Below are 20,254 nucleotides of genomic sequence, written 5' to 3'. Positions count from 1 at the left end.
CGCGAACTGCGCCCTCCGGCCGCCGCCTCGCGTTCCCGCTGCGAAACGGATCGCTGCGCACCGCAAACCGCGCCGCGAACCGCATGAGGTTTTAACGGGTGGAACGCGTACGGCGTGGTATGGGAATCCTCTCTCGCGCCTCCTACGTCATCCGCTCGAAGGTGAACGCCCTCCTGAACCGAGCGGAGGACCCGACGGAGTCGCTCGACTACTCGTACGAACAGATGCGCGACGAGCTCCAAGACGTCAAACAGGGGATCGCCGACCTGACGACCCAGAAGAAGCGCCTAGAGATTCAAAAGCGCAAGCTCGAAGAGAATGTCGAGAAGCACAACCGACAGGCCCGCGAGGCGGTCCAGCAGGACCGCGACGACCTCGCGCGGAAGGCCCTAGAGAAGAAGAAGTCGAAGATGACCCAGATCGAGGAGCTGGAGGGGCAGATCGCGAAGCTGAACGACACCCAAGAGCAGCTCGTCGAGAAGAAGAACAAGCTCCAGAACCGCATCGAGGAGTTCCGGACGAAAAAGGAGACGATGAAGGCCCGCTACGAGGCCGCGGAGGCGTCCACTCGCGTCTCGGAGGCGATGACGGGCGTCGGCGACGAGATGGAGGACGTGAGCCGCTCCATCGAGCGCGCCGAGGAACGCACCGAGGAGATGGAGGCGCGCTCGGAGGCGATGGACGAGCTGGAGGACTCCGGCGCCTTCGAGGACGCGCTCTCGGACAAGGACAGCATCGACCGCGAGCTGGAAGGGCTCTCGACGAACAGCGAGGTCGACGCCGAGCTGGAGACGCTGAAAGGTGAACTCGGGAAAGCCGAGTCCTCGAACGGTGACGCCGACGTCAGCGACGAGGCGGTCGACGACGAGCTGGCCGACATCGAAGCCGAGATCGACTCGGACGACCTCGAATCCGACCTTGACGACGGCGACGGTAGCTCCGGGGACGCCGACCTCGACGAGGAGCTCGACGTCGAGTTAGAGGAGTCCGAGTCCGAGGCCGACGAACCGCGGAACTGAGGTCGCGTTCGACCCGCGTTCGGTCCCCGCCCTCAACGCGGTCCCCGTCTTCTTTCGTCCCCGCTTTCGAATCCTTACTCCGACGCCGGCCGCGCGCCGGTCCCCGCGCGGTCCTGGTCGGCGAGCCGGATCTCGCCGTCCGCGAGGTCGACGCCCTCGTACGGGTCCTCGGCGAGCAACAGCGATCCGTCGATATCTGCGTAATCGAGGAGCGGCGCGAGCTGCGCGGCCGCCGCGATGGAGGCGTTCGACTCGATCATGCAGCCGCACATCACTTCGAGGCCGTGCGCCCGGGCGGCGGCGATCAGCCGCCGCGCCTCGGAGAGGCTCCCGGTCTTCATCAGCTTCAGGTTCGCGATGTCGCAGCGGTCGGCGATCGCGGGCACGTCCGACGCAGTCACGCAGGACTCGTCGGCGGCGATCGGCAGTTCCGAGCGCTCGTAGACGTAGCGGAGCCCCTCGGGGTTCTCGGCCGGGACGGGCTGTTCGACGAACTCCACGTCGCGGTCGGCGAGCCACGCGCTCTTCGCGACCGCCTCCTTCGGCGTCCACGCCTCGTTGGCGTCGACTCGGAGCCGCGCGTCGGGTGCGGCCTCGCGGACCGCGTCGATCAGCTCGCGGTCGCGGTCGGTGCCGAGCTTGATCTTCAGCACGGAGTAACCGGCCTCGACGGCGTCCGCGGCCTTCTCGTGCACGCGGTCGGTCTCGTCGAGCCCGATCGTGAACGACGTCTTCGGGGCGTCGCTCGGGTCGAGCCCCCACAGGCGGTAGAGGGGGACCCCGAGCCGCTTCGCCGCGAGGTCGTGGACGGCGATCGAGACGGCGCAGCGCGCGGCGGGGTTACCGTTCACGACCGCGCGCAGCTCGGCCTCGATCTCGCGGATCGCGTGCGGGTCGCCGACGCGCTCGACCGCGTCGAGCAGGTCCGGCATGACCGCGGCCACCGTGTCGGCGGTCTCGCCGTAGTGGGCCGACGGCGCCGCGCCGCCGGTCCCGGTCATCCCCGCGTCGTCGGTCACGCGGACGATCACGTTCTCGGCGGCGGTCTGCGTGCCCCGCGAGATGGTGAACGGATTTTCGAGGGGCAGCGAGATCCGTTCGAACTCGGTCTCGAGGCTCATTCGCTGCCGAGCCCCGCGTCGACAATTCCGTCCACGATGCGGTCTGCGCCGTCCCGGACCGGGTCGGCGGCTGGGACCCCGACCTCGTCGCCGAAGTCGGAAACGGCCTCGGCGGCCGCCTCGCCGTCGGCCACGTCCTTCGTGTTGAGCGCACCTGCCACAACCTCGGTCTCGTGGACCGGCGTCGCGAGGTCCTCGTAGAGGTCGACGTAGTCGGCGAGCGGCGGGAGGTCGAACGACTCGTAGCCGTGGACGACCTCGCGGCCCGCGGCGTGACAGAGGACGAGGCCGTCCGCCATCGACCCGTGGAGGATGCCGCAGGTGACCGCCGAGTAGGCGGGGTGGACGATGCTCCCCTGCCCCTCGACGACGAGCAGGTCGTGTTCGTCGCCGACCTCGACCAGCATCTCCTCGACCGCGCCGGCGGTGAAGTCGGAAACGACACGGTCGATCGGGTTTCCCCACCCGGCGATCATGATCCCGGTCTGGCCGGTGGGGACGAACGCCGCGTCGATGCCGCGCTCGCGGGCGGCGGCGACGATCTCCAGCGAGGCGGTCATCTTCCCGACCGAGCAGTCGGTGCCGACCGTGAGTACCACGTCGGCGTCGACGTCGCCGGAGGCGCCCGTCGCGACCGTGAGGTCGTCGTCCGGCTTCCGGACGTCGACGAGGTCGACGCCGTGCTCGTCGGCCAGCGCGGCGAGCCCCTCGTCCTCGTTTAAGAAGTAGTGGAGGCCGCTCACCACGTCGCAGCCGGCCTCGATCGCGGCCTCGACGTCCGAGCGCCACGACTCGTCGAAGCCGCCCCCGATCGGCGCGATCCCGATATATAAAGCATCGAGGTCGCCGTCGGCGGCCGCGTGCGCGTCTGCGAACGACTCGACGATCGGCGCGTCCGCGACGTCCGGGACGTGATCCCGGACGCGGTCGCCGGCGCGGTCGCGGTCGAGAACGGCCAAGACGTCCTGGTCGCCGTAGCGCAGCACGCCAAGCGCGGTCTTCGCGCGGTCGGGGAACTTCTCGTGGGCGAGGACGGCGATCCGCTCGTTGTCCATGGTGGGTCGCTCGCCCCGGGAGTTCTTAAAGGAGTCGAGCGCCAGTCGAACGGCCGACTCGACCGCAACGACTCCATCGGACGAGACTCGAACGAACGCTGCGACATTTATAAACGAACGCTGTGCGGTGGCGCGTGCCGACGAGCGTCCAAAGGACGCGAGGAGCACGCGCGAGGGAGTCGGCCGACCGGAGGGAGGCCGACGAGGCTGGGGAGGCGTGAGGTGCGGTGCCGTGCGGGGCGGGACTCAAAGGGGCAGCCGCGAGGCGGGCGCAGGCGACGTAAGCACTGGAACGAGGGAGCGAACGGAGTGAGCGACCGAGTGAAGCGCGTGGTTCGAGAGAGCGGAGCTCTCTCGTCATCCCGAAAATCGAAGATTTTCGGGCGACAGCGAGCGTGCGCCCGCCTCCCGGCTGGGGCTTTGGAGATGTTCTCTGTTGAGTCACAGTCACCGATTTATAAGCGAGCGGCAGGGGCTTTGGAGGCGTTCGCCACCGATCTGCGATCAGCCATTTATAAGAGAGCGGCTGGGAACCACTCAAAAAGAACAGTACCGGGCTCAAAAACCGCGTATTACGCGCTGCCGTCGACGAACTGGTCTGCGCCCTCGTAGAACCAGTAGCCGTTCTCGCGCATCGCCCGGCCGAGCTCCTGATGGAACTCGACGAAGTCCGCGAACTCCTCCTGCTCGACGTTCTCGAAGATCTCCTCGACGGAGACGACCGTCTCGAAGTCGATCCGGATCGGGTGGTCGCCGTACTGCTCGACGTACTCCGCCGCCGTGAGCGGGAAGTCCTCCTCCTCGTCGATCTTCTTCGCGAGCACGGCGTGGCCGTACTGCCGCATGCCCTCGCTCCCCTGCTCGCCGTCGGGGTCGTGTGGCCAGTCCATGTCTGGGAATTCGCCGGATCGGGGATAGTGGTTTCGGATGCGGCGGTGGCGACCGACCGCTCCTCGCGACCTGCTCGACCCGCCACCCGACCGCACAAGACACTTCACCCCCGTCCGCGTGGCTCGCGACATGCGCCGCAGGGCCCTCCTCGCGTCCGCGGCCGCCGTCGGAACCGCCTCGCTCGCGGGCTGTCCCACCCCGCCGTGGACCGATGACCCCACGGCAATCGACGGCGCCGAGGTGACGTTCCGCCGCGAGTACGACGGCGACCTCGACGTCACCGGGTCCGGCGGGAACGACGTCGCCGAGGTTCGCCGACGCCTCGACGAAGCCCCACCGCGGCTGGTCGTGGCGGGCTCGCTCCTCGACGGCCCCCGCCGCTGTGAACGCGTCACGCTGTTCGAGGCAGCGATCAACGAGGGGATGCTCCGCCTCCGGATCGTTTCAGAAGACGACCCCGACTCCGACGTCGACCGCTGTTCGGACGTCGCCGAACCCCACCCGTACTCGGTCGACGTCGCGTTCGCCGACGCCCCCGTCCCTGAGCGCGTGGTCGTCCGCCACGAATCCGAGACGGTGCTGGAAGAAACCGTATAAAAGAGCTGACGCCCCTCAGTCGTCCGCGGACGCCGCGTCGTCACCCGCGGCCTCGATGTCGACCTCGATCTCCGCGGACGCGGCCTTGTACTCCGGAATCTTGGCGCGCTCGTCGAGCACGTCGTTGGTGAGGCGGTTCGCGGAGGCGGCCGCGAAGTGCGGCGTGGTCCAGACGACGCCCTCCTTGATGTCCTCGGTCACGTCGGCGCGGACGGTGATCTCGCCGCGGCGCGACTTCAGATTCACGTACTCGCCGTCCTCGATGCCGTACCGCTCGGCGTCGTTCGGGTGGACGTCGACGAAGTTCTCCGGGTGCTGCTTCGAGAGCGTGGGCGAGCGGCGGCTCATCGTCCCGGTGTTGTAGTGCTCTTCGAGCCGCGCGGTGGTCAACACGAGCGGGTACTCCTCGTCCGGGACCTCCTTCGGCTCCTGGTGGACGACGCCCTCGATGCGGCCGAGGCCGTCCTCGGTCTCGAACTCCTCTTCGTAGAGGAACGGGTCGCCTTCGTCGCCCTCCTCGTAGCAGGGCCAGTGGAGCCCCGTCTCGCCGAGCGCGTCGTAGGTCATCCCGTGCATGATCGGGCACACCTCGCGCAGCTCCTCGAACACGTCCTCCGGGCCGTCGAACTCGAACTCGTCGCCCCCGAACAGCCGCGTGCCGACCTCACAGAGGATGTCGAGGTCGTGGCGGGTGTTCTCGTGGACCTTGTGGACGCCGCGCATGCGCTGGACGCGCCGGTCGGTGTTGGTGACGGTGCCGTCGCGCTCGGCCCACGTCGTCGCGGGGAGGACGACGTCCGCGAGCTCGGCGGTCTCGGTCATGAAGATGTCCTGGACCACCATGAAGTCGAGCTCCTCGCGGAACCGGCGCTCGGTCTCGTTGCCGTCCGGCTCGCTCATGATCGGGTTCTCGCCCATGACGTAGAGGCCGTGGACGGTGTCGCCGATCGCGTGGGAGATCTCGACGTTCGTCAGCCCGGGCTCCGCGGGGATCTCGAAGCCCCACACGTCCTCCACGCTCTCTCTCGCCTCGTCGTCGTCGACGAGCTGGTACCCCGGGAGGACGTTCGGCATCGCGCCCACGTCGCAGGTGCCCTGGACGTTGTTCTGCCCGCGCAGTGGGTTGACGCCCGTTCCGGGCCGGCCGAGGTTCCCCGTGATCAGCGCGAGGTTGATCTCGTTCTGGACGTTGTCGACGCCGCAGGTGTGTTGGCTCATCCCCATCCCGGTGAAGATGGCGGCGTCGTTGGCCATCGCGTACTTCTCGGCGGCGAGCTCGATGTCCTCCAGCGGGACGCCGCACTCCTCGGCGGCCGCCTCCTTGTCGAAGTCGGCGAGCGTCTCTTTCAGGTGGTCGATCCCCTTCGTCCGCTCTTCGACGAACGCCTCGTCGATCCAGCCCGCGTCAGGCTCCGCCTCGTGGCGCTCGAGGATCGTCTTGAGGACGATATTTAACAGTGGAATATCGGTGCCCGGCTTCAGCTGGAGGTGCATGTGCCGGTCGGTGTCGTCGATCTCGAACGACCGGGTGGTCTTGTTCGCGTGCGGGTCGACCTGGATGACGGTCGCGCCCTCCAAGACGGCCTGCCGGAAGTACTGGCTGTTGGCGATCGGGTGCTGCTCGCCCGGGTTCGCGCCCTGGATCCACAGCACATCCGCGGAGTCCTCTAAGTCGGCCATGCTGTTCGTCATCGCGCCCATCCCGAGGCTGGTCCGGAGCGCCCAGACGGTGGAGGCGTGACACATCCGCGTGCAGTTGTCGACCTGGTTCGTGCCGTACCGCCGCGCCAGCTTCTGGATGAGGTAGTTCTCCTCGTTGAACGTCTTCGAGGAGCCGAAGAATCCCATCCCGTCAGGGCCGTGCTCCTCGCGAATCGACTCCATCTCGTCGACGACGCGGTCGAGCGCCTCCGACCACGTCGCCTCGCGGAACTCGCCGTCCTCCTTGATCAGCGGCTCGGTCAGCCGGTCCTCGTGGTCGACGACCTGCGTCGCCGCGCCGCCCTTGATACAGACGCTCCCCTCGTTCACCGGCGCGTCGCCCCACGGCATGAACCGCATCTCGCCGGGCTCGTCGCCCTCGAGGACGCGGATCCCGCAGCCGACGCCGCAGTACGGGCAGATCGTCTTCGTGGCGTCGTCCGGCTCACTGGACATCGGTCTCACCGCCCCCGTGTGTGCTCATACCACATGATCTATCGTCGCCGTCCATCAGTGTACCGGTGGGTCCCAACAGTGAGGGAGTGCGCGACCCAGAAAATGGGTGCGCGAGGTGAGCGAAGCGGAAGACGGATGAGGCAGAAAGTGGGCGAAACGCATTAACATCGATAGATGATGGGTTATTAATGGTAATATATAATGGAAAAACATTTACTACGGTTTGTTAACACGTTACAACCGGAATCAACATGAGAGCTGTTGTCTATCAAGGCCCGTATGACGTGGCCGTCGAAGACGTAGACGAACCGGAGATAGAACACCCGAACGACGTCGTTGTCGACATCACGACGTCCTGTATCTGCGGCTCGGACCTCCACATGTACGAGGGCCGAACCGCGGCCGAGGAGGGGATCGTCTTCGGCCACGAGAACATGGGGATCGTCAGCGAGGTCGGCGAAGCCGTCTCGACGTTAGAGGAGGGCGACCGCGTCGTCATGCCCTTCAACGTCTCCTGCGGCTTCTGTCAGAACTGCGAGGAGGGGTACACCGGCTTCTGTACCAATGTTAATCCCGGCTTCGCGGGCGGCGCGTACGGCTACGTCGCCATGGGCCCGTATCCGGGCGGACAGGCGGAGAAGCTGCGCGTCCCGTACGCCGACCACAACGCGCTGAAACTGCCCGAGGGGCGCGAACACGAGGACGCGTTCTCGCTGCTCGCGGACATTTTCCCGACGGGGTGGCACGGCACCGAACTCGCCGACCTCCAGCCCGGCGAGTCCGTCGCCATCTTCGGCGCCGGACCGGTCGGGCTGATGGCCGCCTACAGTGCGAAGATCAAGGGCGCGGCCGAGATCTACATCGTCGACCAAGTGCCGAGCCGACTCGAGCTCGCGGAGGAGCACTGCGACGCCCACGCCATCGACTTCTCCGAGGGCGACCCGGTCGACCAGATCATCGAGGCGCACGGCGGGATGGTCGACAAGGGGGTCGACGCGGTCGGCTACCAGGCGACCGACCCCGACGACGTCGACCAGGACACGGAGGACTACTCCTACCAGCCGGCCAAGGAGAACCCGGCGGTCGTCCTCAACAACCTGATCCGAGTCGTCCGTCCGACCGGTCAGCTCGGCGTCCCCGGCCTGTACGTTCCGGAGGACCCCGGCGCGCCCGACGACATGGCCGCCCAGGGGCGGCTCGGCATCGACTTCGGGAAGTTCTTCGAGAAGGGGCTCAAGTGCGGCACCGGGCAGTGTAACGTGAAGGAGTACAACCGGTACCTCCGCGACATGATCATTGAGGGGCGCGCGGACCCGAGCTGGGTCGTCTCCCACCGCGTGGACCTCGAGGAGGCGCCCGAGATGTACGAGGCGTTCGACGCCCGCGAAGAAGGCGTCACGAAGGTCCTGCTGGAGCCCTAATTCCCGAACTACTCCCGAACAACCCCTCGCCGGCGTTCCGCTTTTTTCAGACCACGATGCGCATCAGACCCGGAGCCACGCCTTCGGGTGTTCCGCGCGGAGATGCGACTGATACTGCGAAATCAGCTCCGGATACCCGTCGGCGACGCAGTGCCACTCGCAGAGGTCGCAGCTTCGCTCGACCGCGTCGTCGCCGCCCTGAACGTGTCCGCCGCGTCTGTATGTGACCATGAGAGTCCCGCCGCGGCCGACCCGCGTCGATAGCTACCGTACGACACGGACGGGGTTCACTCTGTCGGCGGTCGGGACGCGCGGCCGGGACACGCGACGGCGGTCGCGGCTTCGAGCCGACCGTCCCGTCGCTCCCGCCGAAACCGGTATGTCGATCCCTCTCGTGGTGACTCGTATGTGTAAGTACTGTAACTGGGCGTTCCACGACGAGTGGGGCCAGCTGCTGAAGTACGACGACGTCTACCAGTCGGCCGTCGGGGCCGAGACCGAGTCCACCCACGGCTTCCACGAGGACTGGGACGACCTGCAGGCGGAACTCGGGATCTGACACGGCGGCCTCACAGCGGCCGCCGGTCTCACAGCGGGAACGCGTCGGCCGCCGCCTCGTCGACCGCGGGCCCTCCGTCGGCGTCGCCGGTCGCCAGATCGTCGAGCTCGCCGCGGATCCGCGCCTCGTCCATCTCGCGGCCGATGAACACGAGCCGCGTCCGGCGGTCGTCGTCGGGTCCCCACTCGCCGATGGGGCCCGCCTGTACCGAGGGGCCGGCCTGGCTCACGCCGATGACCTCGTCGGTGCCCGCGACGTTCGCGACCCCCTTCGCCCGCACGATGGCGCCGTCCCAGTCGTCGAGCCAGTCCGCGAACGGGTCCGGGTCGAGCGCGTCGGTCGAGCGGTAGACGAACGAGTCGACCCCGTGGGCCGCGGCGGCCCCCTCGGCGTGGTCGTGGTCGTGCGCGTGGCCGTCTCCTTCCTTTCCTTCCGCTCCGCCCTCGCCCGCCGCGCCGCCCTCGCTCTCGGCTATCGCCCGCTTCCACCCCGGCGACCGCTTGGCCGTCTCGAAGTCGAACCGCCCGGTGTCGAGCACGTCGCCGGGGTCGACCTCCGAGTAGCTCGTTCGGATCCGCTTCGCGCGCGGGCCGAGCCGGTCGGCGACCGACTCGATCTCGTCGAGCACGTCGTCGGGGACCATGTCCGTCTTGTTCAACACGAGCACGTCGCAGAACTCGATACCCTCGACGAGGACGTCCGCGAGGGGGCGGTCGGCCGCGGGCTCGCCGTCGCCCGGGAGGCTCTCGCCCGCGTCGAACTCCTTCCAGAACCCGTAGGTGTCGAGGACGGTCACCATCGTGTCGAGCCGGAAGCGCTCGGTGGGGTCGACCTCGCTGTCTTCGGTCCCCTCGGTGAACGCCCGCGCGATCGGGATCGGCTCGGAGATGCCCGACGACTCGACGAGAAGGTAGTCGAACTCGCGCGACTCGGCGAGCGCCGCGGCCTCCGAGAGGAGGTCGTCCTGAAGCCGGCAGCAGATACAGCCGTTCGAGAGGTCGACGACGCCCTCCTCGTCGTTCTCGCGCGCGACGAGCTCGGCGTCGACGTTCACCTCGCCCATGTCGTTCAGGATGACCGCGATCCGCCTGTCGCCCGGGTTCGCGAGCAGGTGGTTCACCAATGTCGTCTTCCCGGCGCCGAGGTAGCCACTGAGGACGGTGACCGGGATCCGGTCGTCTGTCATGCGTGTTATCAGCCCCCACGTCCGTATGAAACGATCGATCGGGACGATCGAGACGAACGTTCATCCGTGCCACCGCCGTACCGCGAGGCGATGGACCTGAGCGAGTCGACCGTCCGGGACCGCGCCCGGGCGTACGCGGAGACGGAGCCGCTGTACGACGTTGAGCGCCAGCACGTCGAGACGGTCCCGAAGACGTTCGCCGGCGACGAGTACGGGCGGCGAGACGCGCAGTGGATCGTCCGGTGGTACTTCCGTCGGTACCTCGGCGAGTACCCGGACCGCGAGCGGCGCGAGCGCGAGGAGGCGTTCCGCGACAACGAGTTCGACGACGTGATCGACGCCATCGACGACGCCGTCGACGCGGTGGGCGTAAAAGAAGACGGCTCACCGGACGTCGCCGCCGCCCTCGACGCGCTCACCGCGCTCGTCGGGGTCGACGTCGCGGTCGCGTCCGGCTTCCTCCAGTTTCTCGCCCCGTCGCGGTTCGTCGCGATCGACCGCCGGACGTGGGCGGTCCTTGTCGCAGCGGGGGAACTCGACAACGACTACCCGGACCCGCCCTCGATCGCCGACTACCGGCGGTTTGACGAGGCCTGCCGGGCCGTGATGGACCGGACCGACGTCGACGCGTGGACGCTGTACCGGGCGCTGTGGCGGTCGTTCGACGAGCTCTCGGGCGAGTCCTCGTAGCCTTACTCGACGACCTCGACGACCGGCTCGTCGTCGATCAGGCGCGTGAGGAGGACGCGCGGCACGTTCGCGCGGAAGAGGATCTCTCCAGCGATCGCTCGGGCCGCGGCGGCGTCCGCCTCGTCGTCGACCTTGTTCACGACCGGGATCGCGGTCGCGTCCCCGGGAACGCCCTTCAGCCCGCCCGCGGGACTCGCGAGGACCATCGCGACGTCGGCGGGGCGGATTTCGTCCCCGATCTCTCGGCCCGTGATCGCGGCGACCTCCTCCGGTCGGTGGACGAGCTCCTCGGTGAGGGACTCGCCGACGACGTGCGCGCTCGCGATCGGGACGACGACGTCCGCGTTCGGCGGGATCTGCGGCTCGTGGTCGCCGGGCGCCTTGAACTCCCGGAGGCGCGCGCCGTCCGCCTTCACGAGCGTCGCGCCGGGCGCGGCGTCGGCGATCTCGGCGACGGTCTCCGTGTCGTACCCGAGGTACCGGTCCGACCGCTCGCGTTCGGGGACCAGCCCGAGCGGCCAGTCGCCGTCTTCCGCCCCCTCGATCGCGGCCACCGGGTCCTCGGTCACGCGCACCGCGGCGACCCGGTCGTCGAAGATCGGTATCCGCACGCTCGCGGTCACGACCGACCGGTCGAGTCGGTCCGCGAGCGCGAACAGCGTCGACTTCTTGCCGCCCGCGCCGACGACGCAGACGGTCGCGTCGCGGGCGTCGAGCGCGGTCGTCAGGTCCATGCCCGCACGTTCGGTCGCCGGCGGCCTCACTCTAACGGTCGGATCCGCGGACGGAGGGGGCACCGCGCGGGCGCTCGACCCCCGCGGCGAACAGATTGATACGTCTCCGCTGCGCAGGGTCTTTGAATGAGTCGGCGCCGCACCCGCCTCCTCCGCGTCGACCTCTCGACGGGCGAGACCGCCCGCGAGCGCGTCCCGCGCGACTGGCGACGCGACTACGTCGGCGGGAAGGGGCTGGGGGCGCGCTACCTCTACGAGGAGCTGTCGCCCGGGACTGACCCGACGGCCCCGGCGAACCGCCTCGGATTCTTCGTCGGGCCGCTTGCGGGCTACCTCCCGGGCGAGACGCGCTACGCCGCGGTGACGAAGTCCCCGCTCACCGGCGGCTTCCTCGACTCGTACGCCGGCGGCGAGTTCGCCGACCGGCTCGCGGGGTCGCTTGACGACTGTCTCGGCCTGCTCGTGACTGGCGCCGCCGACCGGCCGGTCCGGATCGAGGTCGAGGGAGGCCACGCACGGGTCGAACCGAGCGACGCGTGGGGCGATGACGCCGCCGAGACGGCCGAACGGCTCCCGGACGCCGGGGTCGCCTGCGTCGGTCCGGCGGGCGAGCGCGAGGCGGCGTACGCGACGATCGCGAGCGACGGTGGCGACCACCACGCGGGCCGCGGCGGCGCCGGCGCCGTGATGGGCGCGAAGCGGCTGAAGGCGGTCGTCGCCCGCGACCCCCCGCCGACGGTCCCGGACGACCTCGCCGCGCTCCGCGACCGCGATGCCGCGGCCTACGGCCGAGATCCGACCGGCGAGTGGCAGGGGGCCGGCGAGACGGTCGAGACGGTCGACTACGCGAACGAGGTCGGGATCCTCGCCGCGGAGGGATGGACGGAGACCGGCTTCGACGGCGCCGACGACATCGGTGTCGAGGCCGCACTGGAGCGCGCGACGGGCCGCGAAGAAGTCGACGACGCCAGCCAAGGTGAGGGCTCCGCCGTCCCCGGCGGCTTCCGGATCGACACGCCCGACGGCGAGGTGGTCCCGCGCGGCGCGGCGCCGATCACGCTCGGCGCGGGCCTCGGGATCGACGACTTCGACCGCGTCGTCGACCTCTGCGGGGTCTGCGATCGACTCGGCCTCGACGTGATCGGCGCGGGCAACGCGGTCGCGTGGGCGGTCCGCGCCGGCGAGGCGGGAGTCGTCGACTGTCCGGTCTCGTTCGGCGACGCGGCGGGCGCCGAGCGCCTCTTAAAAGCGATCGCGGCCCGCGAGGCGCCGCCCGACCTCGACGTCGACCCCGACCTGCCGGACGCGCTCGCGGACGGGATCGACGCCGCGGTCGCCCGGTTCGGCGGCGCGGACCTCGTGCCCACGGTGAAGTCGATGGCGCTGCCCGGCTTCGACCCCCGCGCGGCGGTCGGCGTCGCGCTCGCGTACGCGACGAGCGACCGCGGCGCGTGCCACCGCCGCGCGCGGCCACAAGACACCGAGCCCCTCGCCCGACCAGACCGGTCCCCCGCCGACCGGGTCCGTGACGTGGTCGGCGAGCAGAACGCGCGGTCCGTCCTCTGGAGCCTCGTCGTCGACGACTTCGTCGGCGAGGCGGTCTGGACCGACCTCGGCGCGGAGTGGCTCGCGGCGGTCGATCATCCTGCGGTTACCCACCCCGCGGTCGTCGACGCCGACCGCGACGGCGACGCCGAGGGCGAGACCGACGGCGCCGCGCCGGACGAACCGGTCGACGCGCTCGCGACGACCGGCGAGCGGATCTGGACGCTCACCCGGCTGTTCAACGCCCGCGAGGGGTTCGACCGCGCGGACGATGCGCTCCCCGGGGCGCTCCGCACGTCCGCGGCCGACGGCACGCCGGGCGTCGACGTCGACGCGTTCGACCGCCTGTTAGACCGCTACTACGCGGCCCGCGGCTGGGGGGATCACGGGCTCCCGACGCCCGAAACGCTGGATCGGCTCGGGCTCGCCGGCGTCGTCGACGACGCGACGCCGCTGGACGAGCGTCCGATCGACCTCGCCGCGGCGGCCGAATCGGACGACTGACTGGGTTTAAAAATGATCTCCGGCGCTCGCGCCCGCCTCAGCGGCGCAGTCCACCTTCGGACTTGATCCGCATGATGTGCCGGACGTTGAGGTAGATATCCTCCGGCGACGTCTCCTCCTCCCCGTCGTACAGGTCCGAGACGCGGTAGAGTATCGCCGAGAGCTGCTTGCTCTCCGAGCTGTCGCCTCGCACGTCCTCGGCCACGTCGCGGAGGAACTCCCGCACCTCGTCGTCCGCGGCGAACTCAGCGTCCGACGCGTCCTCCGGAACGACGGGGTCGACGCCCGCGGCGGCGAGGGGGTCCTCGTGGTCGTCGCCGGTCGTCCCGGTTTCGCCACCGGCTCCCGCGCCGTTGTCGTCCGCGCCGGTCATCGCCCCTCGCTCACCCCGCGTCGGCGGACGACGCCGGCGTTGTTCGCGACGTTCTCGACGAGCACCTTGAACGCGTCCGCGGTCTCGCCGTCCTCCAACACGACGGGTTCGCCGTCGTCGCCGCCGGTGCGCACGTCTGGGTCGAGCGGGATCCCGCCGAGGAACGGGAGGTCGTGCTCTTGTGCCAGCCCCTTGCCGCCGCCGGAGCCGAATATCTCGTGGAAGCCGCCGCAGTCCGGACAGCGGAACCCCGCCATGTTCTCCGCGATGCCGAGGACGTTCGTGTCGTGCTTGCCGAACATGCGAAGTCCCTTCACCGCGTCGTCGAGCGCCACGTCCTGCGGCGTCGTGACGATCACGGCGCCCGTTAAGGGGAGCGTCTGGAGGATGGTGAGCTGGGTGTCGCCGGTGCCCGGCGGGAGGTCCATGATCAGGTAGTCGAGCTCGCCCCACTCGACGTCCTCGACGAGCTGCGTGATGATCTTGTGGACCATCGGGCCGCGCCAGATGACGGGGTCGTCCTCGCCGGTGAGGAAGTCCATGCTCATCAGCTTCACGCCGAACCGCTCGGGGGGGACGATCGTCTCGCCGTCGGTCTCTGGGCGCTGATCGGCCGAGACCATCCGCGGCACGTTCGGCCCGTACACGTCGGCGTCGAACAGGCCCACGCGGGCGCCGAGTTGGGAGAGCCCGGCGGCGAGGTTCACCGCGACGGTCGACTTCCCGACGCCGCCCTTCCCGGAGGCGACCGCGATCACGTTCTGGACGCCGGGGAGGACCTGCTCGTCCGCCGAGAGGTCGTCCGGGATCGACGCCGACAGCTCGACGTCGAGGCCGGCCCCCGCGAGGGCCTCGCGTACGTCGTCCGCGATTGCCGACTCGTTCGGCGAGAAGGGGGCACCGAGCGCGAGCGACACGCGGACCGTCCCCGCGCCCTCGTCGACCTCGACGTCGTTCACTAAGCCGAGCGAGACGATGTCGTCGCCGAGGTCGGGGTCCCGCACGTCCGCGAGCCGCTCCCGTACGTCCGCTTCGTTCATACCCGGAGGGAGGGCCGTGGGTCGAATAAGGGTTCTGTACCCGCCCTCGCGGCGCGGGAAGGCCGCTCAGTCGATCCGGGTTCCCGCGCCCTCACCGCGCAGGAACGGCGCCAGTCCCTCCGCGCCGAACACGTACGCCGGCGCGTCGAGCGCGAGCAGCTCCCGCACCTTCGCGGCCATGCCGCCGGAGACATCGGTGGCGTCGCTCGCGCCGAGCGCGTCCGCGACCGCGTCGAAGTCGTCGATCTCGTCGATCACGTCGCCGTCGCCGTCGAGGACGCCGGGGACCGTCGAGCAGACGCCCACGCGGCGCGCGCCGAGCCCCGCGGCGAGTTCGACGACCAGCTCGTCGCCCGAGACGACCGTGACGCCGTCGCCCGCCGTCGCCACGCCGTCGCCGTGGAGGACCGGGACGAACTCTTCGCCGAGCAGCGTCGCCGTCGACCCGAGCGGGAGGTCGAGCCCGCCCTCTGCGCCCTCGGGGCGCGCCGCGAGCGACAGCGGATGGACGGGCACCGCGGGCACGCCGCGCTCGCGGAGCTCCTCTAACACCTGCGCGTTCAGCCGCTTCATCGCGCCGTGGACCGCGGCCACCGCGTGCGCGTCTCGCGTCCCGTCGGTCGTCGAGACGGCGTGTTCGCTGGCGTGGTGGTGGCCGAAGCTCCCGCCGCCGTGGACGACGACGAGCCGGTCGACCGCGCCCGCCGCGAGCGCGTCGGCGACCGCGTCGCAGGCGGCGTCGAGCCCCGCGTCGTCGAGCGTCTCGGGGCTGTCCTTCTCGGTGATCAGGCTCCCGCCGAGCTTGAGGACGACGGGGGGAGCCGACTCCTCGGCAGCTCCCGTCACGGCTCCACCACCCGGACGCCCTCGGTCGCCAGCTCCGCGCGGAACGCCTCCTCGCAGCCCTGCGTGAACGAGAGCGCGGTCTCCGTTGCGTCGCTCTCGTCGAGCGCGACGATACAGCCGCCGCCGCCCGCGCCGGTGAGCTTCGCGCCGTGCGCGCCCGCGTCCCGGGCGGCCCACACCATCGCGTCGAGCGACCGCGCGGAGACGCCGAGCGCGGCGAGCAGCCCGTGATTGAAGTCCATCAGCTCGCCCAGCTCCGCGAGCAGCTCCGGCTCGGGGTCGCTCTCGGGGTCGGCGTCCGCGAGCAGCCCCTCGCCCGTCCGGACGAGGTCCCCGACGGACTCGACCGTGTCCGCGGCGAACTCGTGTTCCTCGCGCAAGGCGCGGACGCCGGCGACCAGTTCGCCGGTGTCGCCCGCGCCGCCGTCGAAGCCGACGACGAACGGCAGGTTCGGGGCGTCGATCGGCTCGCAGTCGTCGCCCTCGACCCGGACCGCGCCGCCCATCGTCGAACAGAAGGTGTCGGCCCTGGAGGCCTGCCCGTCCTGTACTTCGAACTCGGCCCGGTACGCCCGGTCGGCGAGCTCCCGGCGGTCGAGCGGCTCCCCGAGCGCGCGGGTCGCGGCGTCGATGCCCGCGACGACCACGGCCGCGGACGACCCCAGCCCCGCGCCGAGCGGGATGTCGCTCTCGACGGTGATGTCGAAGCCGGCGTCGGGCGCGTCGGCCGCCTCCCGGGCCTGCTCGACGGCCGCGTCGACGTACCCCATCGCGGCCTCGACGAGCGGGGTCGGCACGTCGACGTCGGGGCGGTCGCCGGTGCCGCCGGCGTACTCCACCGTGAACCCGTCTAAGGAGAGGTCCTCGGCCTCGACGCGCACGTGGTCGTCCTCGCGCGGCTCGGCGGTCACGGTGGCGCGTCGCTCGATGGCCGCCGGCACGGCCGGCTCCCCGTAGACGACGGCGTGTTCGCCGAAGAGGTACACCTTCCCCGGCGCCTCGCAAACGGTCATAAGAACTTCCTCTCCCCCCGCGCTTACAGGCGTTGCGCTTGTGGGCGCGGCTGACGGCGAGGATCCGGAACGGCAAACGGCTTCGCCCCCGTCAGCTTTTCACCGGCGGCCGTCCTCGTGCGCGCCATGATCGCGCTTCCGTCGCTTTTGCGACAGTCGTTCACGAACTTCCTCGAGGGGCTGGCCGTCGCGATCCCGCGGCTGCTCTCGGGACTGGTGTTCCTCGCGTTGGCGTACGTGACGGTGCGAGTCGTTCTCGCACTCGTCCGCTCGTCGATCAGTCGGATGTACATCGGCGACCGCGAACTCGTGGGCGACCTGATCGTCACGCTCGTGGCCATCTTCCTCTGGTTCGGCGTCGCGCTCACGTTCCTGAAGGTGCTCGGCATGGGCGACATCGCGGCGAGTCTGGGCACCGCCGTCGGCTTCATCGCCTTAGGCGTCTCCTACGCGCTCTCCGAGATGATCGAGGACACGGTGGCGGGCGTCTACCTCCTCCGCGACCCGGACTTCAACGTCGGCTACCGCGTCGAGGCCAAGGGCGTCACCGGCACCGTCGCCGCCATCGAACTCCGGAAGACGCGGATCGACACGGACGCCGGCGACCGGATCGTGATGGCGAACCGCGAGATAGAGCCGCGGTGGACCCACGACGTGCCCGAGGAGACGGATGCTCCGGGGACCGACCCGGAAGACGCGCCGGCCGACGGCGGGCCGTCGACAGCCGACTGAGCACGGGCGGCGACGGTCGACGGCCGCCCGCCGGGGCGGTGCGGTCTCCCAACACTTATTTATCAGCTCCGATATGATTGTCGCGTTATGTCGACACCTGCTACCGAGACCGGCGACGGGCGCGTCGAGGGCGACACGACGCTGGCGGCGCTGTCGCACGCGTCGGCGCTTTTCGCCTCCTTCCTCGGACCGATCCTGTTCTTAGTCCTCGCGGACGACGACGACGAACTCGTCAAGCAGAACGCGAAGAACTCGCTGAACTTCCAGATCGTGATCTTCGCCGCGCTCATGATCGCCGGCGTCCTGAGCTTCGTGTTCATCGGGCTCCTGCTGTTCCCGATCATCGGGATCGTCGACCTGGCCTTGGTCCTCATCGCGACTGTGAAGGCCAACGACGGGCAGGTCTACTCGTACCCGTACACGCCGGACATCGTCTGAGGACGCTGTTTTCCGCTGAGAGACAGCGGCGGCTCGCGGGCGGTGAACGGACGAAACGGAACCGAGAACTCGAAAAACGACCGCGTTAGAGTTCGTCCTCGAAGTCTTCGAGGGCGAACACGGTGTCGGTGCCGCGGCGGTCGAGCGTCTCGTTGGCGAGGAGCCAGTAGACGACCGACAGCGCGCGACGACCCTTGTTGTTCGTCGGGATGACGAGGTCGACGTTCGACAGCTGGTTGTTGGAGTCGCACATCGCGATGACCGGGATGCCGACGGTGATGGCCTCCTTAACGGCCTGCGCGTCGCCGATCGGGTCCGTGACCACGACGACGTCCGGCTCGATGTAGCCGGCGTAGTCGGGGTTCGTCAGCGTGCCCGGGATGAAGCGTCCCGTGCGGGCGCGGGCGCCGATGGCGTCCGCGAACTTCTCGGCCGGGAACCGGCCGTACTGCCGCGAGGACGTGACGAGGATCTGCTCGGGATTGTAGTTCGCGAGGAAGTCCGCGGCCGTGCGGATGCGCTCGTCGGTGAGGCTCACGTCGAGGACGTACAGCCCGTCGTCGCGGACGCGGTGGATGAACCGCTCCATGTCCTTCGTCTTCTGCTGGGTCCCGATGTGGACACCGGCGGAGAGGTAGTCCTCGACGGGGATCAGCAGGTCGACGTCGTCGTCGGGCATGACGTCGTCGTCGAACGGGGAGGCCTCTTCCTCCTCGTCGGCGGCGTCGCCCTCGGCGGCGGCCTCGCTCTCGGCGTCGGCGGGTGCTTCGGGTTCGGCGTCGGCGGACGCCCCAGTTTCGGCGTCGGCGGACGCCCCCTCGGCAGCCGCGTCGGCGGTCGGTTCCTCGGTCGTGTCGGCCTCCTCCTCGACCCCCGCGTCGACCGCCTCGGTCTCCGCGTCGTCGTCGAGTTCGACCGCGTCGTTGTCTTCGCTCATGCGTGGTGTGGGCCCGTCATACCGCGTCGTCCGCGATGCGGACCAGTTCGTTCAGCTTGGCGGTGCGCTCGCCGCCGACCGTGCCGGTCTTGATGTAGCCGGCGTCGGTCGCCACGGCGAGGTGTGCGATGGTGGTGTCCTCGGTCTCGCCCGAACGGTGGGAGATAACCGTCTCGTACCCGTTGCGGGCGGCGAGCTCGACGGCGTCGAACGCGTCCGACAGCGTCCCGATCTGGTTCGGCTTGATCAGGATGCTGTTGGCCGCGCCCGCGTCGATCCCGTCCTGGAGCCGCTCGACGTTGGTGACGAACAGGTCGTCGCCGCAGATCAGCGTCCGGTCGCCGACCCGGTCGGTCAGCTCCGCGAACGCCTCGTAGTCGTTCTCGTCGAGCGGGTCCTCGACGTACGCGAGGTCGTACTCGTCGACGAGGCCGGCGACGTACTCGATCTGCTCGTCGGCCGACTTCGTCTCGTCGCCGTACACGTACGCCTCGCGGTCGTCGTCGTACAGCTCGGCGGCCGCCATGTCGAGCCCGAAGCGGATCTCGAAGCCCACTTCGTCCTCGACGCGGTCGACCGCTTCGTCGACGACCTCGAACGCCTCCGCGTCCGAGATTGGGGGCGCCCACGCGCCCTCGTCGCCTTTCGCCGCAGGGACGCCGCGCTCGTCGAGCACGTCCGCGACCGCCGCGTGGACCGCGGCGTTCGCGAAGACGGCCTCCGAGACGCTGGGTGCGCCCACGGGCGCCGCAAGGAACTCCTGGATGTGGGTCGCCTCCTTGGCGTGCTCCCCGCCGCCGACGACGTTGCCGAGCGGGATCGGGAAGTTCTCGCCGCGGAACGCGCCGCCGAGGTGCTGGTACAGCGGCGCGCCCAGCACGTCGGCGGCCGCCTTCGCCGCCGCCATCGAGATGGCGACCGCGCTGTTGGCGCCGATGGCGGAGAAGTCGTCCGTCCCGTCGGCGGCGCGTAAGGCGTTGTCGACCGCGCGCTGGTCGCCCGCGTAGACGCCTTCGAGGCGCGGCACCGCGTGTTCGCGGGCCTTCGCGATCGACTCGCTCGCGGGCAGCTCTATCGCCTCGTACTCGCCCGTCGAGGCCCCGCTGGGGGCCGCCCCGCGGCCGAAGCCGCCGGACTCGGTGAGCACGTCGGCCTCGACCGTCGGGTTCCCCCGCGAGTCGAGCACGCGACGCAGCGAGATGCTGGTGATCCGCGTCATCAGCTCTCCCTCCGGACCGTAAAGGGGAGCGCACCCGCGTCGTACTCCTCCGCGGCGACGAGGATCGGCTCCGTCTGGTCCGTGTCGATCAGCACGGGCGCCCCGTAGGACACCTGCAGCGCTCGCGCGCCGAGGATGCGTGCCTTCTCGTATCGATTGTATCGCTGTTCTGACATG

General features: G+C 69.8%; 22 protein-coding genes. 8 read left to right on the top strand and 14 right to left on the bottom strand.

From position 1 onward, the window contains the following. The first annotated feature begins 119 nt into the window (after window positions 1–119). Window positions 120–1,019 (top strand): PspA/IM30 family protein, encoded by a 900-nt coding sequence (locus ACOZ35_RS07335; protein WP_424015733.1) that lies wholly within the window; start codon window positions 120–122, stop codon window positions 1,017–1,019. A 74-nt stretch (window positions 1,020–1,093) separates the two neighbouring features. On the opposite strand, the gene ACOZ35_RS07330 is transcribed toward ACOZ35_RS07335, so the two are convergent. The 3 genes from ACOZ35_RS07330 to ACOZ35_RS07320 all read right to left on the bottom strand — a co-directional run bounded on the left by ACOZ35_RS07330 (window position 1,094) and on the right by ACOZ35_RS07320 (window position 4,085). Next, window positions 1,094–2,140: a dipeptide epimerase gene (locus tag ACOZ35_RS07330; protein WP_424015732.1), complete on the bottom strand. Its 1,047-nt coding sequence runs from the start codon at window positions 2,138–2,140 to the stop codon at window positions 1,094–1,096. Beyond that, complete coding sequence (locus ACOZ35_RS07325; RefSeq protein ID WP_424015731.1) at window positions 2,137–3,195, bottom strand: DUF1611 domain-containing protein; 1,059 nt, start codon at window positions 3,193–3,195, stop codon at window positions 2,137–2,139. Before ACOZ35_RS07325 ends, ACOZ35_RS07330 begins: the two co-directional genes overlap by 4 nt. A 572-nt stretch (window positions 3,196–3,767) precedes the next feature. Further along, window positions 3,768–4,085, bottom strand: a complete 318-nt coding sequence (locus tag ACOZ35_RS07320) for a DUF5785 family protein (protein ID WP_004595278.1) — start codon at window positions 4,083–4,085, stop codon at window positions 3,768–3,770. A 130-nt stretch (window positions 4,086–4,215) separates the two neighbouring features. Here ACOZ35_RS07320 and ACOZ35_RS07315 point away from each other — a divergent pair, with 130 nt between their 5' ends. Further along, the gene (locus ACOZ35_RS07315; protein ID WP_424015730.1) at window positions 4,216–4,683 is read left to right on the top strand and encodes a hypothetical protein; all 468 of its coding nucleotides are present in this window, start codon (window positions 4,216–4,218) and stop codon (window positions 4,681–4,683) included. A 15-nt stretch (window positions 4,684–4,698) separates the two neighbouring features. On the opposite strand, the gene fdhF is transcribed toward ACOZ35_RS07315, so the two are convergent. Beyond that, complete coding sequence (fdhF, locus tag ACOZ35_RS07310) at window positions 4,699–6,840, bottom strand: formate dehydrogenase subunit alpha (RefSeq protein WP_424015729.1); 2,142 nt, start codon at window positions 6,838–6,840, stop codon at window positions 4,699–4,701. A gap of 251 nt (window positions 6,841–7,091) precedes the next feature. Between fdhF and ACOZ35_RS07305 the strand changes: the two genes are divergently transcribed. Beyond that, a complete protein-coding gene (locus ACOZ35_RS07305) occupies window positions 7,092–8,261 on the top strand; it encodes a glutathione-independent formaldehyde dehydrogenase (protein ID WP_424015728.1) in 1,170 nt (389 codons plus the stop codon). A 63-nt stretch (window positions 8,262–8,324) separates the two neighbouring features. Here ACOZ35_RS07305 and ACOZ35_RS07300 read toward each other — a convergent pair whose 3' ends face one another. Then, entirely contained in the window at window positions 8,325–8,492 is a 168-nt protein-coding gene (locus tag ACOZ35_RS07300) for a hypothetical protein (protein ID WP_424015727.1), read from the bottom strand. Between the two features lie 175 nt (window positions 8,493–8,667). On the opposite strand from ACOZ35_RS07300, the gene ACOZ35_RS07295 reads away from it, so the two are divergent. Continuing rightward, entirely contained in the window at window positions 8,668–8,820 is a 153-nt protein-coding gene (locus tag ACOZ35_RS07295) for a hypothetical protein (protein WP_203229782.1), read from the top strand. 28 nt (window positions 8,821–8,848) lie between these two features. Here ACOZ35_RS07295 and ACOZ35_RS07290 read toward each other — a convergent pair whose 3' ends face one another. After that, on the bottom strand, window positions 8,849–10,006 hold the full coding sequence (locus ACOZ35_RS07290; RefSeq protein ID WP_424015726.1) for a CobW family GTP-binding protein: 1,158 nt from the start codon (window positions 10,004–10,006) through the stop codon (window positions 8,849–8,851). Between the two features lie 90 nt (window positions 10,007–10,096). On the opposite strand from ACOZ35_RS07290, the gene ACOZ35_RS07285 reads away from it, so the two are divergent. Continuing rightward, entirely contained in the window at window positions 10,097–10,696 is a 600-nt protein-coding gene (locus ACOZ35_RS07285; protein WP_424015725.1) for a hypothetical protein, read from the top strand. Window positions 10,697–10,698: 2 nt separating this feature from the next. Here the strand turns inward: ACOZ35_RS07285 and yqeC are convergent, their stop codons facing one another. Continuing rightward, a complete protein-coding gene (gene yqeC / locus ACOZ35_RS07280) occupies window positions 10,699–11,430 on the bottom strand; it encodes a selenium cofactor biosynthesis protein YqeC (protein WP_424015724.1) in 732 nt (243 codons plus the stop codon). A 126-nt stretch (window positions 11,431–11,556) separates the two neighbouring features. Between yqeC and ACOZ35_RS07275 the strand changes: the two genes are divergently transcribed. Then, window positions 11,557–13,479: an aldehyde ferredoxin oxidoreductase family protein gene (locus ACOZ35_RS07275; RefSeq protein WP_424015723.1), complete on the top strand. Its 1,923-nt coding sequence runs from the start codon at window positions 11,557–11,559 to the stop codon at window positions 13,477–13,479. 37 nt (window positions 13,480–13,516) lie between these two features. Here the strand turns inward: ACOZ35_RS07275 and ACOZ35_RS07270 are convergent, their stop codons facing one another. The 4 genes from ACOZ35_RS07270 to mvk all read right to left on the bottom strand — a co-directional run bounded on the left by ACOZ35_RS07270 (window position 13,517) and on the right by mvk (window position 16,751). Continuing rightward, the gene (locus ACOZ35_RS07270; protein ID WP_424015722.1) at window positions 13,517–13,852 is read right to left on the bottom strand and encodes a hypothetical protein; all 336 of its coding nucleotides are present in this window, start codon (window positions 13,850–13,852) and stop codon (window positions 13,517–13,519) included. After that, complete coding sequence (locus ACOZ35_RS07265; protein WP_424015721.1) at window positions 13,849–14,892, bottom strand: P-loop NTPase; 1,044 nt, start codon at window positions 14,890–14,892, stop codon at window positions 13,849–13,851. The genes ACOZ35_RS07270 and ACOZ35_RS07265 overlap by 4 nt, the downstream gene beginning before the upstream one ends. A gap of 66 nt (window positions 14,893–14,958) precedes the next feature. Further along, window positions 14,959–15,738: an isopentenyl phosphate kinase gene (locus ACOZ35_RS07260; protein WP_424015720.1), complete on the bottom strand. Its 780-nt coding sequence runs from the start codon at window positions 15,736–15,738 to the stop codon at window positions 14,959–14,961. Beyond that, window positions 15,735–16,751 carry a mevalonate kinase gene (mvk, locus tag ACOZ35_RS07255; RefSeq protein ID WP_424015719.1) on the bottom strand — a complete coding sequence of 339 codons (1,017 nt, stop codon included), beginning with the start codon at window positions 16,749–16,751 and terminating at the stop codon, window positions 15,735–15,737. Before mvk ends, ACOZ35_RS07260 begins: the two co-directional genes overlap by 4 nt. A gap of 126 nt (window positions 16,752–16,877) precedes the next feature. Here mvk and ACOZ35_RS07250 point away from each other — a divergent pair, with 126 nt between their 5' ends. Further along, window positions 16,878–17,483, top strand: coding sequence for a mechanosensitive ion channel domain-containing protein (locus ACOZ35_RS07250; RefSeq protein ID WP_424015718.1), 606 nt, complete (start codon window positions 16,878–16,880; stop codon window positions 17,481–17,483). Window positions 17,484–17,570: 87 nt separating this feature from the next. Next, entirely contained in the window at window positions 17,571–17,921 is a 351-nt protein-coding gene (locus ACOZ35_RS07245) for a DUF4870 domain-containing protein (RefSeq protein WP_424015717.1), read from the top strand. An 85-nt stretch (window positions 17,922–18,006) separates the two neighbouring features. Here ACOZ35_RS07245 and rpsB read toward each other — a convergent pair whose 3' ends face one another. The 3 genes from rpsB to ACOZ35_RS07230 are packed head-to-tail and all read right to left on the bottom strand — an operon-like array spanning window position 18,007 to window position 20,253. Next, on the bottom strand, window positions 18,007–18,858 hold the full coding sequence (rpsB, locus tag ACOZ35_RS07240) for a 30S ribosomal protein S2 (protein ID WP_424015716.1): 852 nt from the start codon (window positions 18,856–18,858) through the stop codon (window positions 18,007–18,009). Between the two features lie 16 nt (window positions 18,859–18,874). Then, the gene (eno, locus tag ACOZ35_RS07235; protein WP_424015715.1) at window positions 18,875–20,077 is read right to left on the bottom strand and encodes a phosphopyruvate hydratase; all 1,203 of its coding nucleotides are present in this window, start codon (window positions 20,075–20,077) and stop codon (window positions 18,875–18,877) included. Further along, window positions 20,077–20,253, bottom strand: coding sequence for a DNA-directed RNA polymerase subunit K (locus ACOZ35_RS07230; RefSeq protein WP_004595260.1), 177 nt, complete (start codon window positions 20,251–20,253; stop codon window positions 20,077–20,079). The genes eno and ACOZ35_RS07230 overlap by 1 nt, the downstream gene beginning before the upstream one ends. Window position 20,254 lies beyond the last annotated feature (1 nt).

Source organism: Halorubrum xinjiangense (assembly GCF_049604745.1).
In the GTDB taxonomy this organism is placed as follows: domain Archaea; phylum Halobacteriota; class Halobacteria; order Halobacteriales; family Haloferacaceae; genus Halorubrum; species Halorubrum xinjiangense_A.
The sequence above is the reverse complement of the archived record's forward strand: the minus strand, read 5'-3'. Positions and strand labels throughout refer to the sequence as shown.